This window comes from Celeribacter sp. PS-C1, from assembly GCF_019429625.1.
In the GTDB taxonomy this organism is placed as follows: Bacteria; Pseudomonadota; Alphaproteobacteria; order Rhodobacterales; family Rhodobacteraceae; genus Celeribacter.
In genome coordinates this window covers 185,387-207,585 of sequence record NZ_JAHXRW010000007.1, presented here as the reverse complement: position 1 = coordinate 207,585, position 22,199 = coordinate 185,387, and the positions used below count along the sequence as shown (strand labels likewise).

The following is a 22,199-nucleotide window of genomic DNA, read 5'->3' as shown; positions in this document are numbered from 1 at the left end:
CGCACCCGACGATGTCGGAAATGATGCACGAATCCGTGCTGGCCGCTTACGGCCGGGCGCTTCACATCTAAGGGCGACACACGCGCCAGTGAGAGAGATCGGCCGCGCTTCGGTGCGGCTGATTTGTCTTGTGGAAATGCCATCGCCTCATTTGGGGCGCTCAACTTGATGGGCTAACGATCTGAAATAAAGTTTAAATTCCCACTGATTTTCGCGCCGTTGATTTGCGTCATTGCGAGATTGGGCAAAATGTTTAAACTCGGTCTATGGGCCTTTGCCATGCGTGGCGGGGCGGTGGCGGCACTGTCACACTGGTCATGGGACTGGCCCCGGGAGGGAAAACCATGTCCATATTTTACACAAAATCATCCTTAAAAACGGATCAGACACGCGAGCAGAGTAGGCTTGGTCGCGCGTCTCAACATCAGTTCAAGCACCCATGGACCAACCGTGCGGCGCTTTTGCTGGGGGTTGGGCTCTGTGTTCTCGGGCCAGCCACTCTAGCGCAGACGCCTGTGGCATTTGATGTGAAAGAAGCACAGACCGTGCTTTGGTCGGAGCCCGACTCCGATCAGATCGTCCAGCTGCAAGCCGATCTGGGGGCGGCGGCAGAGGCGGGGGACGTCGCCGCACAGCATCTGTTAGGGCAACATCTGCTCAATGGTTGGGTCTTGCCGAAAGACGCGGCACGCGGGCTGTCTTTGTTGCAGAAGGCCGCTGAGGCCGGTCACGTCGGAGCCTTGACCGATCTTGGCCAAGCCTATCTCTGGGGCACGGCGTTGCCGGCCGATCCTGATGTGGCTGTGCCTTATTTGGAGCGCGCCGCCGCGAATGGCGGCACGGAGGCGCAGCGCATTCTGGGCGAGCAGATGATTGGCGGCTGGGTGCTTCCGCGCGATGTTGAAGGTGGCCAAGCCTATCTGGATCAGGCCATCGAGGCCGGTGATGTCGAGGCGCGGATCGCGCTTGGCAAGCTGCAACTTTATGGCATCGGTGTGCCAACCGATGAGGCAGCAGCGCTTGCGCAATTCGAGGCGGCGGCGGAGACTGGCAACGGTCAGGGGTTAGCGGTCTATGGCGAGCATTTGATGTGGAAACTTTCCGATCCGCCGCGTGCAGAGGCGATGCTGCAGCGTGCGGCTGCATTGGGCGCGACTGAGGCTTGGGTCTCTCTGTCAAAGGGGGCGATGTATGGCTATCTCGGCGGTGGTTCCGTGTCGCGCGCGAAATTCGATGGCTATGCTGAAAAGGCGTCTGACGCGGGGGAGGAGGACGTTGCGGTGCTTGAGGCCACACGCCAAATGTGGGGCATCAGTATGCGGGCGAGCGGCCCGGAGACGATCGCAATCCTGCGCGACGCAGCAGAGGACGGCAACGCTTCTGCCGCCCGGTTCCTGATCGAGCTGTTGCGCGATGGCAATCGGTTGAACGTGCATCGGGATCGTAAAGAAGTCGCCGCGGCACTGGAGCGTTTTGGCCCGCTTTTGTCCGAGAAAGAGCAGGCGCAATTTGCGCTCACGCTGCGGGCGGCGACGGCACGCACGCCGAAAGCCTATGCGCCCGTGGCTGCCGATTACGCCGCGCATCCGGAGTTGCACTCCAAATGGTTCGCGGAGGAGCTTTGGAAAGCCAATCCCAATGTCGCGGTCTATATCCTGCAAAAGCAATTCGCGGAGGAGGGGTTCTACCGCGGTCCGCTCGACGGCTTCGCGACGCGTCAGACTTTGCGCGCGATCTATAAAGCGTGTCGTGGGTTGGACCAACCCGAGCGCTGCAACGACAGCGTGTTAAAGCCGGAAATCATGGGCGCGTTGCTTTTGAATTGACCGAGAGGCTAGCCGGTTTCTCGACGATTTAGGGCGTCTGCCTCCTGGATGGAGGGAGGCGCCTTAGCGCATCTAAGAAGGGTCACCGCGCCGCCTTATTATTGCCATGATCGGTGAGCGGTTTTTGGTGTGTCAGTCTTGGTGACTGATTCTCGCGCAAATTTAAACGAGCTTTTTCAAGGCTGTTCACCAAGATTTCTGGCGCGACAATGCTGGCGCAAGACACCCATTGGGGTGAAAAGTGAAACATTTATATCCTTAGGGTTGTGCATATCAAATCAGGACAACTTATGGGACCCAAGGTGCCTTGAAAGTTGTTTTATGTCATAGCTTTGTCATGTAGCTTAACGGATACTTAACTATCAAGCGACCCGCCGATAGACTTTCTTGATCGGCCTGTGTCGTTAAGAGTGACAAGGAGGGAATCCTATGGGGGGAACCAGGATATTCCGGCCGAATTTCGAAAAACTCGAAAGGGGGGCGACGACGAAAACGATCGTTATTGCTGGCGGGGCTGGATTTATTGGATCTAATTTAAGTCATCGTTTGATTGCAGAGGGCAACCGCGTCATTTGCATCGACAATATGGAAACGGGTCGCAACGAGAATATTGCAGGACTTTTGACGCATCCGAATTTCGATTTTTTTCTGCATGATATCCTTGAGCCCATTCAGATCGACGGCCCGGTTGATCGGATTTACAACATGGCGTGCCCGGGTTCGCCGCCGAAATACCAACGCGACCCGATCCACACCTTCAAGACTTCTGTTCTTGGTGGCATGAACCTTTTGGAACTGGCTGAGGAAAAAGGGGCGCGAATTCTTCAGAGCTCGACCTCTGAGGTCTACGGCGATCCGGATGTTTCTCCGCAGAAGGAATCCTATCGCGGGAGCGTCAATACGGTTGGTCCGCGGTCGTGCTACGATGAAGGCAAGCGCGGCGCCGAAACGCTGTTCTACGAGATGCATGAACGGCGCGGAGTCGACACTCGGATCGCGAGGATTTTCAACACCTACGGCCCGCGCATGGATCCCGAAGACGGACGCGTTGTGTCTAATTTCGTGATGCAGGCGCTGATGGGCGAGGACTTGACGATCTATGGTGACGGCGCGCAGACGCGTTCGTTCTGTTACATCAGCGATCTCTTGAAAGGGCTCATCACTCTGATGGAGGGCGAAGATCCTCTGGGGACGATTTCCTCCCCGGTCAATTTGGGTAATCCCGGCGAGTTTACCATTCTGGAACTGGCGGAAACGGTGCTGAACATGACCGGATCGAAATCTAAGTTGGTTTACCGTGATCTGCCGGTCGATGATCCGCACCAACGTTGCCCGGATATTTCGCGCGCAAAATCCATCCTCGGATGGGAGCCGCAAGTTCCGCTGAAAGAGGGACTCATTCCGACCATCGCCTATTTTAAAGGAGAGCTCTCGGGACGCCAGACCTACGCTGCGCGGAGTGTGGCGTGATGACATCTCTCCGGCCCTCGATCCTTGTGACGGGCGGCGCAGGCTACATCGGCAGCCACGCCTGTAAGGCTTTGGCCCAGGCGGGCTTTCGCCCTGTGGTCTATGACGATCTTTCGCGCGGCCATGCTGATGCGGTGAAATGGGGGCCGCTCATCGAGGGCGAGCTTCATGACACGGTGCTGCTGCGCGAGACATTCAGGCGTGAAAACATTCAGGCGGTGATCCATTTTGCAGCGCTGGCATATGTTGGCGAAAGCACGCATGAGCCGGGGCGCTATTACGACAACAACGTTGGCGGGATGATTTCTCTTTTGGCGGCGATGCGCGAGGAGGGCGTCGATAAGATCGTCTTTTCCTCAAGCTGCGCCACCTACGGCACGCCTGAGGTGCAGCCGATCACTGAGGACATGCCGCAAGCACCGATAAACCCCTACGGCCGCACCAAGCTGATTTGCGAATGGATGCTGCAAGATGAGGGACAGGCCACAGGTCTGCACCATGTCGCGCTGCGCTATTTCAATGCGGCGGGCGCGGATCCGGAGGGCGAGCTTGGCGAGCGTCATGATCCGGAGACCCATCTTTTGCCACTGGCTTTGATGGCGGCGACCGGTAAGGGGAAGCTGTCAGTGATGGGCACGGATTATCCGACACCCGACGGCACCTGCATCCGAGACTATATCCATGTGACCGATCTCGCCCGCGCGCATGTTCTGGCGCTGGGGCATCTGTTGGAGGGTGGCGAGAGCCTTGCGCTCAATCTCGGCACGGGGGAAGGCCAATCGGTGCGAGACGTTATCGCCTCGGTCGAACGCGTGACCGGACACAAGGTCGCCTATCACGATGCACCGCGTCGGGCGGGCGATCCGCCGGAACTGCGTGCCGATCCTGCGCGTGCCGAAGATGAGATCGGCTTTCGCGCCGTCTACCGCGATCTCGATACGATCACTGCCCATGCGGCGCCTTGGTTTGGAGCCATGGGAGGCGGGTTAAAGGACACAGGCTGATGACACCCCGCAAACCTCATCCAGCGACCCAGAGGCGTCCGATGTTGGCGCCGATGTTGAGCGGATGGACAGCCTTAAAATACTATCTGGTCGCCGGGCTTTGGATCGTGGCGGCGGGATGGTTCTGGGCATGGTGGCTGCAACCGCATCACCTGATCGCACCGATCCGTTATTGGACGGTGACGGCTGCGATGGCGTGGATTTGGGGGATGCAGCTTTACTTTGTGCTGATCTTTTTGCAGGCCCGCAAATCCGTCGCGCCCGATCCCGAACCGGGGCGGTGGCGCGTGGCGATGATCACCACGAAAACCCCGTCGGAAAGTTTCGCTGTGGTGCGTGAGACGCTTGAGGCGATGTTGGCGCAGGACTATCCGCATGACACATGGCTCGCGGATGAAGATCCGGACGAGGAGACCCGTGCGTGGTGTGCTGCGCATGGGGTGAAGCTCTCGACGCGAAAAGGTGTGGATGCGTATCACCAAGCCGTTTGGCCGCGTCGGACCCGGTGCAAGGAAGGCAATCTGGCCTATTTCTACGACCATTGGGGCTATGAGAACTACGACTTCGTCAGCCAGCTCGACTCGGATCATGTGCCAAAGCCGGGCTATCTGCGCGAGATGTTGCGGCCCTTTGCCGATGAGGCGGTCGGCTATGTCTCCGCGCCCTCGATCTGTTCGGCCAATGCCGACCGAAGCTGGGCGGCGCGCACGAGGCTTTATTCCGAGGCGGCGTTCCACGGCGTGTTTCAGGCGGGTTATTCGTCGGTCCTGACGCCGATGTGCATCGGGTCGCATTACGCAGTGCGCACCAAAGCGCTGCGCGAAGCGGGGGGCTTGGGGCCGGAATTGGCGGAGGATCATTCGACCACGATGCTGATCTCGTCGGCGGGCTGGCGCGGGGTGCATGCGCCGGATGCCATCGCGATCGGGCAGGGGCCGGAGACACTCGCCGATCTGGTGACGCAGGAGTTCCAGTGGTCGCGCTCGCTCTTGTCGTTGCTCCTGCGCTACACGCCGCGCTACCTCAAGCCGCTGCCGCTGCGGCTCAAGCTGCTTTTTTTGCTGTGCCAAACGTGGTATGTTTTCTTTGCGCTTTCAATGGCCCTGATGTACCTGGTGCCAATCGTGGCGGTGACCTTTGATTTGCGGATCGCGAATGTCACCTACCCGGCGTTTATCGGCCATGCCTTGCCAGCCATTGCGGTGATGTTTGTCTTTGCATTGGCGATGAAAGCCGACGGGTTTTTGCGTCCGCAAAAGGCCAAGGTCTTTGCTTGGGAAACCTTGCTTTTCGTGATGTTGCAATGGCCTTGGGTGTTCTGGGGGTGCGCTATGGCGGTGCGGGACCGGGTGACCGGCAAATTCGTCGATTTCCGCATCACGCCGAAGGGAGAGACTGAAGGCGCGCCGCTGCCCTCTCGGGTGATTGCCGTCTACGCCATACTGGCCATGGGGGCCGCGATCCCGGTGATCACCGTGTCTGATGTGCATGCCGCGCGTGGGTTCTATCTTTTGTCGCTGGTGAACACAGCGGTCTACCTGATCCTGCTGGCAGTGGCGTTTCGCTCGGAACTCAAGCGCGCGCGCGGGGTCCGACGTCATATTCGAAAAATACTTGCGCGCGATGTTCCTGTGTTGAGCCTGATCATGGCGCTTTTGGGCACAGGGACCATACTTAGGGCAGAGGAAAGCGCGAATGCGCTTGCCATAGGCCTTGAAGCGGTGGGCGCAGTTGAGGTGGAATACGTGGTTTCCGGCGCCGGCATGGGAGGTGACGGCGGCATCCGGGTCCGTTTTACACCGTTTTGGAGCGAGGGATCTCCGCGCTCCACAGTAAGGGAGGGAGAACGATGAGACATCATTTCATCAAAACAGTGAAATCAATCCTCTATGGAACCGCACTGGCGACGGCGGTTATGGCCACAGCCGCGAGTGCGCAATCGGTGCCGCCGGGAGAATTGCCATTTGGCGTCTATGATCCCGACGGGGATTTCACCAACTTGCAACCCGTGGTCATCGAACATTTGTTCTTGCCTTGGGAGGACGTGCTCCTCGAAACACTTTATGATGCCGATGAGTATGCTCAGGAACGCAACCGCGCGCTTTTGGTGACGCTTGAGCCCTGGACCTGGTCGCGCAGCGAACGCAACACAGCGCGGTATTTGCAAAGCGGGATCGAGAGCGGGCGGTATGACCCCAATATGAAAGCGGTCTGCGACATTCTCGGCACGCTGCAAAGCCCGGTCACGCTGCGCTTTGCGCATGAGATGGACGACGACAACGGCCAGTTCATCTGGGCGGGCTGGGAGCCGGAGACCTATATCACGGCCTATCGCCATATGATCGACGTCTGCCGCGACTCCGCGCCGAATATCTCGGTGATGTGGTCGCCTCTGGGGGACGAAGGGATGGAGGATTACTATCCCGGCGATGACTATGCCGACATCGTGGGCTTGTCGGTCTTTGGGCTTCAGGCTTGGGATCAGGCGAAGTACGGCAAGGATCGTAACTTCGACGACATCTTTGCCCCGCGCTATGAGCGCGCCACGCAATTCGGCAAACCGATTGCCGTGGCCGAGCTTGGCTATGTCGGGAATGCCGACTACGTCGATCTGTGGAAGAACGGCGTGCGCGTGGTGAAAGAGGACTATCCGCAATTGGTCGGTGTGGTCTATTTCAACTACCCAGAGGTCTACCCCTGGCCCGAGGGCTTCGGGACGCCGGATTGGCGGATGAAGAACCAGATCCTCGAATAAGGCCCGCAGAGAGGCGTCCCGAGAGAGAGGACGCAAGCTGTGAAAATTTTCGGGAACTGACCTAGATAAGTGGCGTGCGGATTGAATTTCCGCACGCCATTGTCGTTTCTTGTGCCACATTTTCGCCGATTTTTGGCCACGAAAAAGTAAGACTTGACCTGCAAACTGGTTTGACGTGACACCTATCGGAAACCTCGATTCCGTCTGCGTCGAACGCGCAGTCGGCATCCATAAGAAAAAGGCAGAGCAGTCTATGATTCCGACTTCCCTACGCAAGGTTCTTGTGTCCATTTCCGTGGCCTCCGCATTGCTGAGCGCGTCCGTTCTTCATGCTGAGACAGCGCCGGACACCGCGCCGATCATCGCCCCGAAATCGGTGAAATCCGCCGCCGGTGTTGGCGCTGCGCGCTTTGACTGGCTGGCGAAATCCGCCACGTCCGAGGCCGCGCCGGTGCGTGTCGCCCGCACCCAATTGCTGGGCCGCGGCACTTGGGTGTGTTCCCCCGCCGGGTTCAACCGCAAATCCAGATGCGTCTCCCGCTGAGGCGCCGCGCGCCCCTCTGACGGATAAGATTTCTCTGGGCCAGTCCTCGCGGCTTTGCTGTGGTGGGATGACATCCTAGCCTCTGCAAAACTCCGCGACGGTGTAACGGCAAAATGTCCGCCTGCGTCAAATTGGACATGGGCGGTCCGTGTTGTCCTCTGTTAGCGTTCCGGAAAATCAGGAATGCCGATAGAGACACACGCACCATGACACGCCCACTGCGCCCTCAGCGCTCCCTCGCTCGCCAATTGACCTCAGTTTGCGATGGCCGCACACTCTTCGGCCTCTTCCGCTTGGTCGCGGTGGTCGAGGGCGTCACCACATTGCTTTTGTTCCTTGTTGCCATGCCGATCAAATACGGCCTGAACGACGCCTCTTGGGTCGAACTCATGGGGCCGCTGCATGGCTATGCGTTTCTGGTCTATATCGCGCTCATGCTTCTGGTGATGCGCAGGCCAGCTTGGCAAGGGCGCGATCTGACGCGCGCCACTCTGGCCTCTCTCGTGCCTTTCGGAACCTTCGTCAACGAACCGCATCTCAAGCGACGCGGTCGGGATATTTACGCGGACTGAGACCTGTTCCAGGCGAGGCACCTTGTCCTCTATGCGATGGCGACGAGGGTGGTATAACGCCTTAGGTTTACACATTCGCATAAGAGGGAAGACACCATGACGCGCAAGGTTGATGTGGCCATTCTCGGGGCAGGCAGCGCAGGGGTCACCGCGCTGTTCACTTTGCTCAGAGCCGGGAAATCCGTCGTTCTGATCAACTCGGGACCGGAGGGCACCACCTGCGCGCGCGTCGGATGCATGCCGTCGAAAGCGCTGATCGAGGTGGCCTCGCTCTACCACGCAAAAAGCCGCCAGGCGGCGTTCGGCATCGCCGGCACCGAAGGGCTAAGTGTCGATGGCCCCAAAGTTATGGCCCGCGTCCGCGCGATCCGCGACAAACTGGTGAACGGTTTTATCACCCGCACCCACAAACATCTCGACGAGACGCAATTCATCGACGGTCACGCCACGATCAGGGGCCCCAATTCGGTCGAGGTGAATGGCGAGACCATCGAGACGGGCGCGATCCTTATCGCCACCGGCTCAAGCCCCGTTCTGCCCGCGCCATTCCGCGCTTTGGGTGACGCGCTTTGGACCACGGACACGTTTTTCGAACAGCCGGACCTGCCGAAATCCGTGGCCATCGTGGGTCTTGGCGTGATCGGCTGCGAAATCGGTCAGGCGCTGGGCCGTTTGGGCGTCGAGGTGCATGGCTTTGACGCCGCACCTGTGATTGCCGGGATCAAGGACCCTGTGGTGGCCGAGGCCGCCGCAGAGGCGCTGGGGCAGGATATGTCGCTCACTTTGGGCGCGACTGTCGAACCGACGCTTGAGGCGGACGGCACCGTGACAATCAAGGCGGGGGACAAGGTCGTGCGGGTCGAGCGAGTGCTGGCCAGCATCGGGCGGCGTCCCAATATTGTGGGGCTGGGGCTTGAGACATTGGGGGTGGAACTCAATGACAAGGGCATGCCTGCTTACGACCCAGAGACGCTCCAGATTGGCGATCTGCCGGTCTATATGACGGGCGATGTGAACGCCGACCGACCGCTTCTGCACGAGGCCAAGGACGAGGGCAAAATCGCCGCTCTGAACATCATCGCGGGCACCCGCGAACCCTACCGCCGCCGTGTGCCTTTGGCGGTGGCCTTTACCAGCCCACAGATCGCCACCGTCGGCGCCGCCTTCGATACGCTCGACCCGGACAAGATCGCCATCGGCACGGCCAAGGCGCAAGACAACGGCCGCGCGAAGGTCAAAGCGGAGACGGAAGGCCTGATCCGCGTTTATGCCGACAAAAGCTCGCTGAAACTCTTGGGCGCGACGCTGGCGATTGGCGACGGCGAACATATGGCGCATTGGCTGGCGCTGGCGATCGAACAGGGGCTGACGGTGGATGCCTGCCTCGAAAGCCCGTTCTATCACCCGGTGCTCGAAGAAACGCTTCAGGACGCTTTGATGAGTTGCTTGTCGAACAGTGGCCAGAAACTGCCGCATCCGCCCGGGCTCACGCCGGCCTGAGCGGCTGTCATGCGGCGCGGGCCTGCCGTTTGACCTGACGCATGCGGCGGACAAAGGCCACAAGAAAGATCGCGGTTTGCACCAGAACGATGGTCGGCGCAGGCGCGCTGTCAAGCCAGAAGCTTGCGTAAACGCCGCCCAGCATCGCGGCGAGGTTGATCGCGGTGGCGGTCAGCAGCATCGCGGAGAACCGCCGCACAAGCAGAAATGCAATCGCGCCGGGGGCAATCAAAAGCGCCACGGCGAGGATCAACCCGGTGGCGGTGAGCGTCGCGACGATGCTCAGAGAGATCGCGGTCAATAGCCCGTAGTGCAAGACCTGAACCGGTAGCCCTGAGGCCCGCGCTTGCGCCGGATCGAAGGCATGGAGCATCAGGTCTTTCCATTTGAGCACCAGAGTTGCGGAGACCGCGAGCGCGATGAGGCCAGCCGTCCAGAGATCCTCTGCGCCCACGCCCAGCATGTTGCCGTAAAGAATGTGGTCGAGGTGAACATCCGAGGGCGTCGCGACATACATCACGATGCCAAGGCCAAACATGCCGGAGAAGACGACGCCCATAACGGTGTCCTGTTTGACGCGGCTGTTCTGCGCCAGATAGCCGGTCGAGAGCGCCGTCACCATGCCCGCAGCAAAGGCGCCGACAATCAGAGGCAGGCCGAGGATATAGGCCAGAACGACGCCGGGCAGAATGGCATGGCTGATCGCGTCCCCCATAAGGGCCCAGCCCTTGAGCACCAGAAAGCATGACAGCAACGCGGTCGGGATCGCGACGAGGATCGAGATCAGAAAGGCGTTCTGCATAAAGCCAAACTGGAAGGGCATCAGAAGCGTGTCGATCATTCCGACACTTCCTCTTTAAGCACGGCGCGGGCCTTGGCTTTCGCGGCCAATATCCCGTGTTTCGGGGCGAAAACAAAGGCCGCGAGGAAGATCAGCGTTTGCAGACACACAATCACCCCGCCGGTCGCGCCGTCGAGGAAATAGCTTATGTAGGCGCCTGAAAAACTGGTCACCGTGCCTATCAGAACCGAGGTCACGATCAGGCGCGGGAAGCGGTCGCAAAGCAGGTAGGCGGTTGCGCCCGGCGTCACCACCATCGCGACGACCAGAAAGGCCCCAACGGTCTGCATCGCGGCGACGACGGAAGCCGACAAAAGCACGAAGAACATGGCTTTCAACAGGCCGGGACGCAGGCCAATAGAGCGGGCGTGGCTTTCATCGAAAAACACCACCATCAGGTCTTTCCAATTCGCCAACAGCACCGCGAGGGAGACAAACCCGATGAGCGCCAATTGCAGCGTGTCCTCCGGCGTGATCGCCAAAATGTTGCCCATGGTGATCGTATCGACCGAGATGGCCATCGGGTTGAGCGAGACCATAAAGAGGCCGAGACCGAAGAAAGACGTAAAGATCATGCCAATCACCACGTCAATCTTGAGCCCCGAGCGCTCGGAGAGAAACAACATCGCGGCGGCGGCCAGCCCACCCGACAGAAACGCGCCCAAGGCGAAGGGCAGGCCTAACATATACGCTCCGGCCACGCCGGGGACGACAGAATGCGACAATGCATCGCCAATCAGCGACCAGCCCTTGAGCATCAGATAGGCCGACAGAAAGGCGCAGACGCCGCCCACCAAAGCCGAGACCCACATGGCGTTGGTCATATAGCCGTAGGTGAAGGGCTCGAGCAGGATCATGTGTCTGCGTCCTCGGAGGGTTTGGCCTGCACCCGCGTCTGGCTGCCGTAGCGCACCAGAGGGCGTTCGTCGTCCGTCAGGATGGTGACATGGCGCGGATCGTCATCGTCATGAAGATCGGCGCCGCTCAAGGTGAACTGACGCAGCACACCGCCAAAGGCGCGCTCAAGGTTCTCGCGGGTGAAGGTCGTCTCGGTCGGACCATAGCCCAGCACCGTGCCTTTGACCAAAACCGTGCGGTCGCAGAATTCGGGCACCGAGCCGAGATTATGGGTGGAGACCAACATCACCCGGCCCTCGTCACGCAGCTCCCTCAATAGTGCGATAATCTGTTCCTCGGTTTTCACATCGACGCCGGTGAAAGGTTCGTCCAAGAGGATCACCTGACCCTCCTGCGCCAAGGCGCGGGCAAGGAACACGCGCTTCTTTTGCCCGCCGGATAGCTCGCCGATCTGGCGCTGGCGAAAGTCACTCATATTGACCCGCGCGAGTGCTGCGTCTACCGCCGCGTGATCGGCTTTCGACGGGCGGCGCAGAAAGCCCATGTGGCCATAGCGCCCCATCATCACTACGTCCTCGACCAGCACCGGAAAGGACCAATCGACCTCCTCGGATTGTGGTACATAGGCGACGAGGTTTTGGCGCAGCGCCTCTTTGACGCTCAGGCCCAACAGCCGAATGTCGCCCTGTGCCACCGGAACAAAGCCCATGATCGCCTTGAACAGCGTCGATTTCCCGGCGCCGTTGACGCCGACGAGCGCGGTCACCGTGCCGCGCGGGATGGCGAATGTCGCCTGCCGCAGTGCCGTGTGGCCGTTGCGATAGGTCACCGTCACATCGCGCGCCGAAATCCCGTCTCCCACCTCAGTGCTTTGAACGGGGCTGCCGTTTTGCATCATGTTGCCTTTCTGCTCTCCGACGCAGCCTGCGCTCAGTTCGATCCGGCTGCAAGCCCATCCGCCACGGTCTCCGCCGTCACCCGCAACAAATCGAGGTAGCTCGGCACCGGGCCGCCCGGCTTTGATAGGCTGTCGACGTAAAGCTCGCCGCCATAGCGTGCGCCGGTCTCGCGGGCGACCTGTTTCGCTGGGGCGGTGTTGACCGTGCTCTCACAAAACACCACCGGGATGTTGTTCTCCTTCACGCCGTCGATCACAGCGCGCACCTGTTGCGGTGTGCCCATCTGATCGGCGTTCATCGGCCAGAGATACAGCTCCTTCATGCCGAAATCGCGCGCCAGATAGGAAAACGCCCCCTCGCAGGTCACCAGCCAGCGCTGATCTTCGGGTACTTCGGCCACGCGGGCGCGCAGAGGCTCCAAAGTGGCACGGAGCTCGGTCTTATAGGTGGCTGCGTTCTCCGCATAGGTCTCGGCATTGTCGGGGTCCTGCGTGCTCAGGGCGGTCTCGATATTGTCGATATAGATCAGGGCATTATCCAGCCCCATCCAAGCGTGGGGATTAGGCTTGCCCTCATAGCTTCCGCCCACAATCGAGATCGGATCAATGCCGTCGCTGAGCGTCACCGAGGGCACATCTTTGAGGTTCGAGAGAAACTGTTCGAACCACAGCTCAAGGTTCATGCCGTTCCACAGGATCAGGTCCGCGTCCTGCGCCCGCACGATGTCGCGGGGTGTCGGCTGGTAGCCGTGAATTTCCGCGCCAGGTTTGGTGATCGATACCACCTCGGCGGCGTCGCCTGCGACTTGGCTGGCCATGTCGGCCAACACTGTGAAGGTGGTCACGACCTTCATCCGGTCCTCGGCTTGTGCTGTCGCGGCCAGAGCGAGGATCGTGGCGCAGGATAGCCAGAAGAGTTTTTTGGGCATGAGACATCCTTTGGGGAGAGCGGCGTTAGAGTATGTAAATGATAATCATTCGCAACTGTCAAACGGAAAGCGGATTTGGTCGCCCCCGACAAGCGGTTTAGCCGCCAAAAACTTTGCGCATCATTTCCGGATTTTCCGCCACCCAGCCAGCGGCGCCTTTGGCCACAGCTTCGTAAACCGCCACGCCAATGGCCTCGCCCAAAGCCGTATGAAGCCCGGCATACTCCTTCGCGCCATCGGGGGCGGCGAGTGCGAGGCAATCGGTGCCCGTGCCGGTCACAGGCCCGTGGGGAAACCTGAGGCCTGCTTCCATCACAGCCGCCGTGCGGGCCTGTGCCGCGATGGTAAGCGCTTCGATCTGCGCCGTCTCGGTGAGCGCTTCGGAAAGCTGCACGGCGATGTTGATCGTGCCGAATTGCTCGACGCCCCAATCGCGCGGGGTGCGTGAGCCGATGCGTTCGGCATTGCCCAGCCCGACAGTGGCCATGGCTGCAACACGTATGCCGTCAACCTCTGCTTCGGTGCGCTGATACTTCGTCACGTTGCGAGACGTCAGCATGCCGACCGCCTCCGCGTGACCGGCTTTTGTCATCTCAGATGAAATCCAGTCGGAAACGCAAACCTCCGGCGGCAGATCGGCGTTTCTCAACTCGCGCCAAACGATGTGCTGAGCTGTGACGAACCCCGGTCGATAGGGAGCGAAACTCAGCACCCGCATCGGAGCACCGAGATCAGCGACGAGCCAGGGGCGGGTGAGGGTCGGGCTCAACATCCTGTTTACCTCGCGACCTGCGACAGCGGTTGTAGCACCATGCCCTCGGGCGTCTCCGCGATGTGGCAACGGATGGCAAAGACTTCGGCCAAGAGCGCCTCGGTCAGCACCTCGCGCGGTGGGCCATCCGCGACGATCCGACCTTCGGAGAGGACAACAATGCGGGTGCAATGACGCGCGGCGAGACCCAGATCATGCAGAGAGACGACCACGCCGCGACCCTCCTGCGCGAGTGCTGCAAAGGTCTCCATACATCCGATCTGATGCGCGGGATCGAGGCCCGCGGTGGGTTCATCGGCCAGCAGCAAAGGCGTGTCCTGCGCCAGCGCGCGCGCGATCAAAACACGCGCCTGTTCGCCGCCCGACAGCCCCGTGGCCTTGCGGTCGGCGAAGTCCAAAAGGTCCATACGTTTCAAAGCCGCCCGCACTTCGGGGGCGTCTTCGCGTTCGTTTTGCGCCAAAGACACCAGATGAGCGACGCTGACCGGCCAAGCGATTTCGCGCGCTTGCGGCAACCAGGCGGCGGCTTTGGCGCGCACAGTTGGCGACATCTGGGCCAGCGTGCTTTCGCCTTCTGCCGCGATCAATCCGAGAGCGGCGCGCAGGAGTGTGGATTTGCCGGCGCCATTCGGGCCGATGAGGCCGATCATTTCGCCGGGGGCGACGTCGAGCGAGGCGTGATCGAGGGTCACGCGCGTGCCGCGCCGGACGGTGAGGTCTCGTGTCGTCAAAAGGCTCATGACCGCCCCCGCATCCGCCAGATCAGATGGAAAAACACTGGCGCGCCGACGAGGGCCATCAAGACGCCGAGTTTGAGGTCGCGCCCTGGCAGGATGAGCCGCACGGCCACGTCTGCGGTCAGCACCAAAATCGCACCGCCCAAAGCAGAAGCGAGCAAAAGCCGCGCCGGGCGCGCACCCACGAGGGGGCGCAAAATATGCGGCACGACGAGACCGACAAATCCCACAGCGCCCGCGACGGCGGTGGCGGCCCCGACCGAGGCGGCGACTCCGCCTACAAGGATAAGACGCAGATGTTTGAGGTTTACGCCCATGGAGGCTGCGGCCTCTTCGCCCAATGTCAGCCGGTCGATGCCGCGTCCGGTCAGTGCCACAAGGCCCCAGCCCAGAGCCATGATCGGCAGCGCCATCCAGACATGCAGAAAAGAGCGATCTGCGAGCGAGCCCATCATCCAAAAGATGATCTCATTCGCGGCAAAAGGATTGGGCGAGAGGTTGAGGACAAGCGCGGTAAGGGCCGAGGACAGCGCAGAGACGGCGATGCCCGCGAGGATCAGCGACAGCGTGCCGCCGGAGCCGGCTAGCAAGAGAATGAGCACAACGCAAATCGCGGCGCCGACGAGGGCCGCGAGGGGCAAGGCAAGGGCGAAGAGCGCGGCAAACCCGCTTTGAAGCGCGATCACGGCGCCCAAGGCGGCGGATGCGGAAATGCCGATGACGCTGGGTTCGGCGAGAGGGTTGCGCAGATAACCTTGGAGGGCGGCACCCGAGAGGCCGAGGCTCACGCCGACCATCACGCCCAACAGCGCACGCGGCAGACGGATTTCGCGCATCACCATCGGCAGGGGGCCTTCGCCACCGCCAAAGAGCGCTTTGAGGCTGTCGGCGATGGGCATATCGGCGACGCCCACGAGGAGCGAGGCGATGAAAAGCGCGATGAGGGCGAAGGTCAAAAGGGACAGAAGCCGGGGGTAGGTCATTGAGGCATCTCCAGCATGTCCCGCTCATCGCGGAGCCGTTCGATCGCGCCCAAAACAGATGGTAGACCGCAAATCCAGTCCTTGTCCTGCATCGGCATATGCCCGCCCGTCAGATGGGTCAACGCGGGATGGGACAGGACCTCTTCGGCCCGCGCAGTGCCGGGATAGTCGGCGCCGGAGATCACAAGGTTGGGATTGGCCATGATCAAGGCTTCGAGCGGCACAAAGCCGCCCATCGGCAGGCCTAACTCGGAGGCGAGTGTGGTGAACCCGGCGGTTTCGATGATCTCACCAGAGAGGCTCTGCGCACCGGTGCTATAGCCGTTGGCGGCATAGGTGGCAGCGGTGGGGCGGGAAACTGTCAGAGTGTCAATCTCGGCGAGGCGGCGGGTGAAGTCTTCGGCCATGCTCTGTGCCACATCTTCGCGCCCCAAGGCTTCGCCCATTTTCACCATATTGGCGGCGACATCGTCCAAAGAGCGCGCGGGAGAAAATTCGACGATCTCGACGCCAAGACGGCGCATCATCGACACGGTCGCCCGCGCGGTGAACTGGCCTGCGAGGACGAGATCGGGTTTCAAAAGGTATATTTCTTCGGCCAGCCCGTTGTTGGTCGGATAGGCTCTCGCCTTGTCGGACATGACCGAGGCGCGCGGGTCTTGGGCCATGGCGGTGATGGAGGACAGCTGACCGGGGGCTGCAATCATCATGGCCAACTGATCGGTGCAGAGATTGATCGAGACGACACGCTGAGGCGGCGTTTCCGCAAAAGCCGCCGCCCCCGAAAAGAGGGCGGTGGCAAGTGTTATGATCTCAGGAAAGCGCACTCAGAAGGACGCTTTGAGGCCGAGATAGGCGGACCGGCCCGGCGTGTTGTAGCCGCCTGCGGTCTCGTAATCCTCATCGGTGAGGTTCTCGATCCGCAAGGACAGCTCGGTCGCGTCGTTCAACTGGTAGGACAGTCCGGCGTTGACGAGCGTGTAGTCTCCGACCTTGTGATCTGCGGGCGCGTAGGGGCTCGGTGTCACGTCGGCGACATGCTGCACCATGAGTTGACCGTTGATCTGGTCGGTCAAAACTGCGTCGATTCCCACGACCAAATCGTGACGCGGCACGCGTTGGGCCTCTTCGCCCGCAGTTTCCGCATCGGTGTAGGTGTAGTTGCCGAACAGCGCGACACGCTCTGAGAGGGTGTAGTGACCGGACAACTCTAGGCCTTTGGAAACCGTTTTGCCGGAGACCTGATTGTAGCTGGAGGTGGCGAAATCGTAGTCAATCCGGTCCTTGATCTCGGTGTAGAACAGCGTGCCTTTGACGAAGTCGTCACCGGCAAAGCGGCGCTCGATGCCGATCTCGGCGCTTTGGCTGGTTTCCTCTTTCAAGTCTGCCTTGCCGTAGGGGCTATAGCGTTCATAGAGCGAAGGCGCACGGAAGCCTGTCCCCAGAACAGCACGCAGTGTCCAATCGGGAGCGACCTCCCAAGCGGCAGCGAGGCGGCCCGAGAGGTGATCGCCGAAGTCGGAATGATCATCGTAGCGCAGGGCCACGGAGAGATCGAGCGTCTCCATCGGCGAGTGCAGCCACTCGGCCTTGATCGCCATGTTGTCATCCTTCTCGGACAGCCCGTCGATGTTGAACTCTTCCTCGGTATATTCAACGCCGAAGGTCAGGGTCGAGAGCGCCGAAAGATCGGTGGACCCGAGATAGGCGAATTCACGACGCTTGCCGGAATAATCCTCGGTATAGCCGCCGGGATAGCTGCGTTCCGTGTCAAACAGAGACGCGCTGAACTCATGGTTGATCACGTCGCCCTGAATGCGGGCAAAGCTGCGCAGGCCTTTTTGCTCGCGGCTCGACTCGCCGGCGCTGTTGCTGGTCGACAGGTCGTATTCATTATCGGAGGTGATGTAGAGGCCAGAAAGCCCCAGAGTCACGCGATCAGAGACATCCTGCTCCAGACCGAAGGTCAGGGTCGTCGCCTCGTAGCCGTCATCCTCGGTGTCGCTGGCGCGCGAGGAAAAGCCGTCGGTTTTGACGTGCGAGAGGCCGAAGGACAGCTTGCCGGCCTCGCTTTCCAGCACAGAGGAAATCCCGCCCGCGTAGGTGCCGTAGCTACCACCGCTCAATTCCACCGTGGTGTTGTAGCCCGGTTCGACCGCACCGTCTGTGCGAATGTCGATGAGACCTGCAACGGCTTCGGAGCCGTAGAGCGCAGATTGCGACCCCTTCAGCACCTCAATGGAAGAGATACCAAAACCCGTCAGACCGCCAAAGTCGAACTGCGGCTGGCCGTTCGACGGGTCGGACACGTCGATGCCGTTGATGCGCACACCCACATAGCGCGCGTCGAGGCCGCGGATGCGCAGGGTCGAGGAGGCGCCTAGGCCCCCATTCGAGGAAAAGCTGACGCCGGGCAGGGTGGTCAGGGCATCGAGGACGGCCTCGCTGGTGTCGCCCGTCTCATCGGCCTCCACGGTGTCCACGGTCGCGCCGGTTTTGGTGGCGGGCACCGGCGTCAGGCTACCGGAGACAATAATGTCGTCGAGCGTGTAAATCTCGCCCGCGTCTTGGGCATGGGCGGCAAGCGGTAAGATGAAGGCGGCTGAGGCCAGCAATGAAAAGCGCAGGCTTTTGAGGGCGTGCATGGAGTATCCTCCTGAAAAAGAAGCCAAGGCTTCCCGAGATCCGTTTGGGCCTGTGGAGGAAATCTCCGCAGACAGTGAGTGCGTCACCGCTGCGGATAGCCGCTTCCGTGACGCACCCCGCGTCCGGGAAAGGGTGATCATCCAAGCAGGTCTCCTGGCTCACGGATCGCAGCGGGCGCCGACCTTCCCGGGATGATCCCAGTGGTGTTTCGGCGTCGCTCACCGTTCACAGTTGCGGGGGCAGCCACGGCTTTGATGCGGTGGACGCGTCAGCGCCCGGAGATCATCCCGTGTTCCCTTTTCATCCAACGTCTCCGCCGGAACTTGAACGGGTGCAGAAAAGCGAAATGGCCGGAGAAGTCAAGATTCTCCGGCCAAGCCTTTGGTCTTATCATGTCGCCAAAGCGCGACTGCGCGTCACGTTTTCTTTTTCATCGCATCCAAAAGTGCCGCACCAAAGGCCCCTTGGCTCTCGGTGGTGCGGGGTTTGGACGCGTTGCCGCCACGGGGTTTGCCGCCGTATCCACCTTTGCCCCCCGTGTTGCCGCGCGGCTGTTGCGTGCTGCGGTCTTGTTTTCCCCGGTCCTGTGTCGCGCCACCGTCCTTGCGCATCGAAAGCCCGATGCGTTTGCGCGGAATGTCCACTTCGGTGACGCGCACCGACACAATATCCCCCGCCTTCACCACCTCATGCGGGTCTTTCACAAAGCGGTCGGCCAACTGGCTGACATGCACCAAACCGTCCTGATGCACGCCGATGTCCACAAAGGCCCCGAAGGCCGCCACATTGGTGACCGTGCCTTCAAGACGCATGCCGGGTTTCAGATCCTTGATGTCCTCGACCCCGTCGGTAAACGTCGCGGTTTTGAACTCGGGTCGCGGATCGCGGCCCGGTTTTTCCAACTCTGTGAAAATGTCGCGCACGGTCGGCAGGCCGAAGTCTCCGGTGACGAATTGTTCGGCTCTGAGGCCCTTAAATGCTGTCGGATTGCCCATGATCTCGCGCATGTCGCGGCCACAGGCTTTGACGATTTCGCGGGCCACATCATAGGCTTCGGGGTGCACAGAGGAGGCGTCGAGCGGCTCGTCACCTTCGCGAATACGCAGGAAGCCTGCGCATTGCTCAAAGGCTTTCGGGCCAAGACCCGACACCTTCAAAAGCGCCTTGCGCGACGGGAATGCGCCATGAATGTCGCGGTGGGTGACGATGCTCTGCGCCAGAGACGGCCCGAGACCGGCGACCTGCGCGAGCAAAGGCGCGGAGGCCATGTTGAGGTCCACGCCCACGGCGTTCACCGCATCCTCGACCACCGCTTCGAGCGCCTGCGACAGGCGGCGTTGGTCGACGTCGTGCTGATACTGGCCGACGCCGATGCTCTCAGGTGTGATCTTCACCAGCTCCGCGAGAGGGTCTTGCAGGCGACGCGCAATCGACACGGCGCCACGCAAGGAGACGTCAAGATCGGGGAATTCCTGTGCTGCCAGTTCCGAGGCGGAATAAACCGAGGCGCCCGCCTCGGAGACCACAACCTTGGTCGGGGCTTTCACGCCCGGCGGCAGCAGTTTTAGCGTCTCGCCTACCAGTTTTTCGGTCTCCCGGCTGGCTGTGCCGTTGCCGATGGCGATGAGGCCAACGCCGTGGCGGGTCACCAACTCGATGATCTTCGCTTCCGCCCCGCGCACATCCATTTTCGGCTGGAAGGGGTAGAGCGTTGCGGTTTCCAAAAGCTTGCCCGTGGCATCGACCACGGCGGCTTTGACGCCCGTTCGGATGCCCGGGTCGAGGCCGAGGGTGGCTTTTGCGCCCGCAGGGGCGGCCAGAAGCAAGTCTTTGAGGTTTCTAGAAAACACAGTGATTGCATCTTCATGGGCGCGCTGGCGCAGCTCGCCCAACAGATCGATGTGCAGCGAGATCGCGAATTTCACCCGCCAGGCCCAACGCGCAACGGTGCGCAGCCACAGATCGCCGGGTTGCTCGGTCGAGGTGCCCAGATAAGAGGCGACCATGGCGATGGCGCGCGCTGCGCCTTCTTCCGGCTCGGGCGCGATTTCCATGGTGACGATCTCTTCCTTCGCCGCGCGCAGGATGGCGAGCGCCCGGTGCGAGGCGATGTCGGCCCATTTCTCGGAATGATCGAAATAGTCGGAAAACTTCGCGCCTTCCTGTTCTTTGCCCGCAATGACCTTCGCCGTCACAAGCGCCTCGCGCCGCATGAAATCGCGGAGTTTGCCCAAGAGATCGGCGCTTTCCGACAGTTCCTCGGTCGCAATATCGCGCGCCCCGTTGAGGGCGTCTTTGACGGTCGGCACGGCCTCAGAGATGAACCCTTCGGCAAGTTTTTCGGGATCGGCGGAACGGTCCGCCTTGATCGCTTCCAACAAAGGCTCCAGCCCGTTTTCGCGCGCGATCATCGCCTTGGTCCGGCGTTTGGGCTTGTAGGGCAGGTAGATGTCTTCGAGCGTCGATTTGCTCTCTGCGCCTGCGATGGCGCGTTTCAGATCGTCGGTCAGCTTGCCCTGATCCTCGATGGATTTGAGGATCGTCACCCGCCGCGCTTCCAATTCGCGCAAATAGGACAGACGGTCGTTGAGCAAACGCAACTGCGTGTCGTCCAAACCGCCCGTCACCTCTTTGCGGTAGCGCGCGATGAAGGGCACGGTCGCGCCCTCGTCCAAAAGCCCGATGGCGGCGGAGACCTGCGCCGTCGAAGCGGCGATGTCGGTGGCGATGGTGCGCGAAATGCGGGCGGCTGTTTGCGGATCTGTGGGGGTGCTCAAATTCTGTCCTCCTGTCGGGAGGTCAGTCTTAGCTCGCCCGAGCAGGAGCGCCAAGAGGAGAGATGACCTCTCCACAGTCGATATGATATGTCTATCGAAATACGTTCTCACGATCAGGTTTGCGCCATGCTTAACAAGCTTGAAATGTTCATTGCTGTCGCCAAAGAGGGCCATTTCGGCCGTGCCGCACAGGCCCTCGGCATCACCCAGCCCAGCCTGTCGGCGGGGATCAAGCAGCTTGAGGATCAATTGGGGGTGCAGCTCATCTTTCGCGGCTCGCGCTTCGGCGGATTGACGCCGGAGGGGCAGCGCGCGCTGGTTTGGGCGCGAAAAATCGTCGCCGACAGCCGCCAGCTTCGTGATGAAATGCGGGCGACACGGCACGGGTTGTCTGGTCAGTTGCGCCTTGCCGCGATCCCGACGGCGTTGACTTGGGCGGCGCGGATTTCAACCGTGTTTAGCGCGGCGCATCCCAATGTGAAACTTACCATCCTGTCGCGCCCTTCGTCGCAGATCCTTACCATGCTGGACGATCTCGATGCCGATGCGGGCCTCACCTATCTCGACAACGAACCTTTGGGTCGGGTCAGCGCCGTGCCTCTCTATGAAGAGCGCTACATGGTGGTGAGTGCCGAGGGCGGCGTTTTTGCGGGGCGCAAGTCTGTGGATTGGAGCGATCTCGACGGGGTGCCCATGTGTTTGTTGTCGCCGGAGATGCAAAACCGGCGGATCATTGATCGCAACTTGGGCGCCTCGGGCGTGGTGCCGCAGGTGGGCGTCGAATCGAATTCCACCGTGGTGTTGATCGCGCATGTGCAGAGCGGTGGCTGGGTCACGGTTCTGCCCGAAGGCATCGCGCGGTTTCTCGCGGAGGGCAAGCCGCTGGACCTTATTCCGCTCTCTGGTGGCGAAGTGGGGCACCGTGTCGGCCTGATTGCGCCACACCGTGATCCCAATACGCCGGTTCTGGCCGCTTTGCTGGCCGAGGCGGGGCGCGTGTCGGATATTTTGCGATAGTTTTTGGCTATCGTTTGACGGTTTATCGATATTGATTTCGTGATGCATCCCGTGCTCTCATGAAAGAAAT

General features: G+C 60.8%; 19 protein-coding genes and 1 riboswitch. Of the genes, 9 read left to right on the top strand and 10 right to left on the bottom strand.

The features are described from left to right. The first annotated feature begins 527 nt into the window (after window positions 1–527). The 8 genes from J5Y17_RS12410 (at window position 528) to J5Y17_RS12375 (ending at window position 9,671) form a co-directional block, all read left to right on the top strand. The gene (locus tag J5Y17_RS12410; RefSeq protein ID WP_219785565.1) at window positions 528–1,826 is read left to right on the top strand and encodes an SEL1-like repeat protein; all 1,299 of its coding nucleotides are present in this window, start codon (window positions 528–530) and stop codon (window positions 1,824–1,826) included. 429 nt (window positions 1,827–2,255) lie between these two features. Continuing rightward, entirely contained in the window at window positions 2,256–3,296 is a 1,041-nt protein-coding gene (locus J5Y17_RS12405; RefSeq protein WP_219785564.1) for a UDP-glucuronic acid decarboxylase family protein, read from the top strand. Next, complete coding sequence (gene galE / locus J5Y17_RS12400) at window positions 3,296–4,300, top strand: UDP-glucose 4-epimerase GalE (protein WP_219785578.1); 1,005 nt, start codon at window positions 3,296–3,298, stop codon at window positions 4,298–4,300. Before J5Y17_RS12405 ends, galE begins: the two co-directional genes overlap by 1 nt. Next, on the top strand, window positions 4,300–6,153 hold the full coding sequence (locus J5Y17_RS12395) for a glycosyltransferase family 2 protein (RefSeq protein WP_219785563.1): 1,854 nt from the start codon (window positions 4,300–4,302) through the stop codon (window positions 6,151–6,153). Before galE ends, J5Y17_RS12395 begins: the two co-directional genes overlap by 1 nt. Further along, window positions 6,150–7,055 (top strand): glycosyl hydrolase, encoded by a 906-nt coding sequence (locus J5Y17_RS12390; protein ID WP_219785562.1) that lies wholly within the window; start codon window positions 6,150–6,152, stop codon window positions 7,053–7,055. The genes J5Y17_RS12395 and J5Y17_RS12390 overlap by 4 nt, the downstream gene beginning before the upstream one ends. 253 nt (window positions 7,056–7,308) lie before the next feature. Then, window positions 7,309–7,599 (top strand): hypothetical protein, encoded by a 291-nt coding sequence (locus tag J5Y17_RS12385; protein WP_219785561.1) that lies wholly within the window; start codon window positions 7,309–7,311, stop codon window positions 7,597–7,599. Window positions 7,600–7,805: 206 nt separating this feature from the next. Next, window positions 7,806–8,171: a DUF3817 domain-containing protein gene (locus J5Y17_RS12380; protein WP_219785560.1), complete on the top strand. Its 366-nt coding sequence runs from the start codon at window positions 7,806–7,808 to the stop codon at window positions 8,169–8,171. Between the two features lie 96 nt (window positions 8,172–8,267). Continuing rightward, the gene (locus J5Y17_RS12375) at window positions 8,268–9,671 is read left to right on the top strand and encodes a dihydrolipoyl dehydrogenase (protein WP_219785559.1); all 1,404 of its coding nucleotides are present in this window, start codon (window positions 8,268–8,270) and stop codon (window positions 9,669–9,671) included. Between the two features lie 7 nt (window positions 9,672–9,678). Here J5Y17_RS12375 and J5Y17_RS12370 read toward each other — a convergent pair whose 3' ends face one another. The 10 genes from J5Y17_RS12370 to J5Y17_RS12325 all read right to left on the bottom strand — a co-directional run bounded on the left by J5Y17_RS12370 (window position 9,679) and on the right by J5Y17_RS12325 (window position 21,112). Next, window positions 9,679–10,512, bottom strand: coding sequence for a metal ABC transporter permease (locus J5Y17_RS12370; RefSeq protein WP_219785558.1), 834 nt, complete (start codon window positions 10,510–10,512; stop codon window positions 9,679–9,681). Continuing rightward, window positions 10,509–11,369: a metal ABC transporter permease gene (locus J5Y17_RS12365; protein ID WP_219785557.1), complete on the bottom strand. Its 861-nt coding sequence runs from the start codon at window positions 11,367–11,369 to the stop codon at window positions 10,509–10,511. The genes J5Y17_RS12370 and J5Y17_RS12365 overlap by 4 nt, the downstream gene beginning before the upstream one ends. Continuing rightward, complete coding sequence (locus J5Y17_RS12360; RefSeq protein ID WP_219785577.1) at window positions 11,366–12,265, bottom strand: manganese/iron ABC transporter ATP-binding protein; 900 nt, start codon at window positions 12,263–12,265, stop codon at window positions 11,366–11,368. The genes J5Y17_RS12365 and J5Y17_RS12360 overlap by 4 nt, the downstream gene beginning before the upstream one ends. A 35-nt stretch (window positions 12,266–12,300) precedes the next feature. After that, on the bottom strand, window positions 12,301–13,197 hold the full coding sequence (locus tag J5Y17_RS12355; protein ID WP_219785556.1) for a metal ABC transporter substrate-binding protein: 897 nt from the start codon (window positions 13,195–13,197) through the stop codon (window positions 12,301–12,303). A gap of 97 nt (window positions 13,198–13,294) precedes the next feature. Further along, window positions 13,295–13,969 carry an adenosylcobinamide amidohydrolase gene (locus J5Y17_RS12350; protein ID WP_219785555.1) on the bottom strand — a complete coding sequence of 225 codons (675 nt, stop codon included), beginning with the start codon at window positions 13,967–13,969 and terminating at the stop codon, window positions 13,295–13,297. A gap of 5 nt (window positions 13,970–13,974) precedes the next feature. Further along, window positions 13,975–14,709 carry an ABC transporter ATP-binding protein gene (locus J5Y17_RS12345; RefSeq protein WP_219785554.1) on the bottom strand — a complete coding sequence of 245 codons (735 nt, stop codon included), beginning with the start codon at window positions 14,707–14,709 and terminating at the stop codon, window positions 13,975–13,977. After that, entirely contained in the window at window positions 14,706–15,689 is a 984-nt protein-coding gene (locus J5Y17_RS12340) for an iron ABC transporter permease (RefSeq protein WP_219785553.1), read from the bottom strand. The genes J5Y17_RS12345 and J5Y17_RS12340 overlap by 4 nt, the downstream gene beginning before the upstream one ends. Further along, window positions 15,686–16,516 carry an ABC transporter substrate-binding protein gene (locus tag J5Y17_RS12335; protein WP_370628939.1) on the bottom strand — a complete coding sequence of 277 codons (831 nt, stop codon included), beginning with the start codon at window positions 16,514–16,516 and terminating at the stop codon, window positions 15,686–15,688. Before J5Y17_RS12335 ends, J5Y17_RS12340 begins: the two co-directional genes overlap by 4 nt. Continuing rightward, window positions 16,517–18,334, bottom strand: a complete 1,818-nt coding sequence (locus J5Y17_RS12330; RefSeq protein ID WP_219785552.1) for a TonB-dependent siderophore receptor — start codon at window positions 18,332–18,334, stop codon at window positions 16,517–16,519. 126 nt (window positions 18,335–18,460) lie between these two features. Continuing rightward, a riboswitch (cobalamin riboswitch) is annotated at window positions 18,461–18,677 on the bottom strand. A 74-nt stretch (window positions 18,678–18,751) separates the two neighbouring features. Next, window positions 18,752–21,112, bottom strand: coding sequence for a Tex family protein (locus J5Y17_RS12325; RefSeq protein WP_219785551.1), 2,361 nt, complete (start codon window positions 21,110–21,112; stop codon window positions 18,752–18,754). A 126-nt stretch (window positions 21,113–21,238) separates the two neighbouring features. Here J5Y17_RS12325 and J5Y17_RS12320 point away from each other — a divergent pair, with 126 nt between their 5' ends. After that, window positions 21,239–22,129 (top strand): LysR family transcriptional regulator, encoded by an 891-nt coding sequence (locus tag J5Y17_RS12320; RefSeq protein ID WP_219785550.1) that lies wholly within the window; start codon window positions 21,239–21,241, stop codon window positions 22,127–22,129. The last annotated feature ends 70 nt before the right edge of the window (window positions 22,130–22,199 follow it).

Excerpts from the sequence above, each read along its gene's own strand:
- J5Y17_RS12405 (WP_219785564.1), top strand. The coding sequence starts at position 2,256 with ATGGGGGGAACCAGGATATTCCGGCCGAATTTCGAAAAACTCGAAAGG.
- galE (WP_219785578.1), top strand. The coding sequence starts at position 3,296 with ATGACATCTCTCCGGCCCTCGATCCTTGTGACGGGCGGCGCAGGCTAC.
- J5Y17_RS12395 (WP_219785563.1), top strand. The coding sequence starts at position 4,300 with ATGACACCCCGCAAACCTCATCCAGCGACCCAGAGGCGTCCGATGTTG.
- J5Y17_RS12390 (WP_219785562.1), top strand. The coding sequence starts at position 6,150 with ATGAGACATCATTTCATCAAAACAGTGAAATCAATCCTCTATGGAACC.
- J5Y17_RS12385 (WP_219785561.1), top strand. The coding sequence starts at position 7,309 with ATGATTCCGACTTCCCTACGCAAGGTTCTTGTGTCCATTTCCGTGGCC.
- J5Y17_RS12380 (WP_219785560.1), top strand. The coding sequence starts at position 7,806 with ATGACACGCCCACTGCGCCCTCAGCGCTCCCTCGCTCGCCAATTGACC.
- J5Y17_RS12375 (WP_219785559.1), top strand. The coding sequence starts at position 8,268 with ATGACGCGCAAGGTTGATGTGGCCATTCTCGGGGCAGGCAGCGCAGGG.
- J5Y17_RS12370 (WP_219785558.1), bottom strand. The coding sequence starts at position 10,512 with ATGATCGACACGCTTCTGATGCCCTTCCAGTTTGGCTTTATGCAGAAC.
- J5Y17_RS12365 (WP_219785557.1), bottom strand. The coding sequence starts at position 11,369 with ATGATCCTGCTCGAGCCCTTCACCTACGGCTATATGACCAACGCCATG.
- J5Y17_RS12360 (WP_219785577.1), bottom strand. The coding sequence starts at position 12,265 with ATGCAAAACGGCAGCCCCGTTCAAAGCACTGAGGTGGGAGACGGGATT.
- J5Y17_RS12355 (WP_219785556.1), bottom strand. The coding sequence starts at position 13,197 with ATGCCCAAAAAACTCTTCTGGCTATCCTGCGCCACGATCCTCGCTCTG.
- J5Y17_RS12350 (WP_219785555.1), bottom strand. The coding sequence starts at position 13,969 with ATGTTGAGCCCGACCCTCACCCGCCCCTGGCTCGTCGCTGATCTCGGT.
- J5Y17_RS12345 (WP_219785554.1), bottom strand. The coding sequence starts at position 14,709 with ATGAGCCTTTTGACGACACGAGACCTCACCGTCCGGCGCGGCACGCGC.
- J5Y17_RS12340 (WP_219785553.1), bottom strand. The coding sequence starts at position 15,689 with ATGACCTACCCCCGGCTTCTGTCCCTTTTGACCTTCGCCCTCATCGCG.
- J5Y17_RS12330 (WP_219785552.1), bottom strand. The coding sequence starts at position 18,334 with ATGCACGCCCTCAAAAGCCTGCGCTTTTCATTGCTGGCCTCAGCCGCC.
- J5Y17_RS12320 (WP_219785550.1), top strand. The coding sequence starts at position 21,239 with ATGCTTAACAAGCTTGAAATGTTCATTGCTGTCGCCAAAGAGGGCCAT.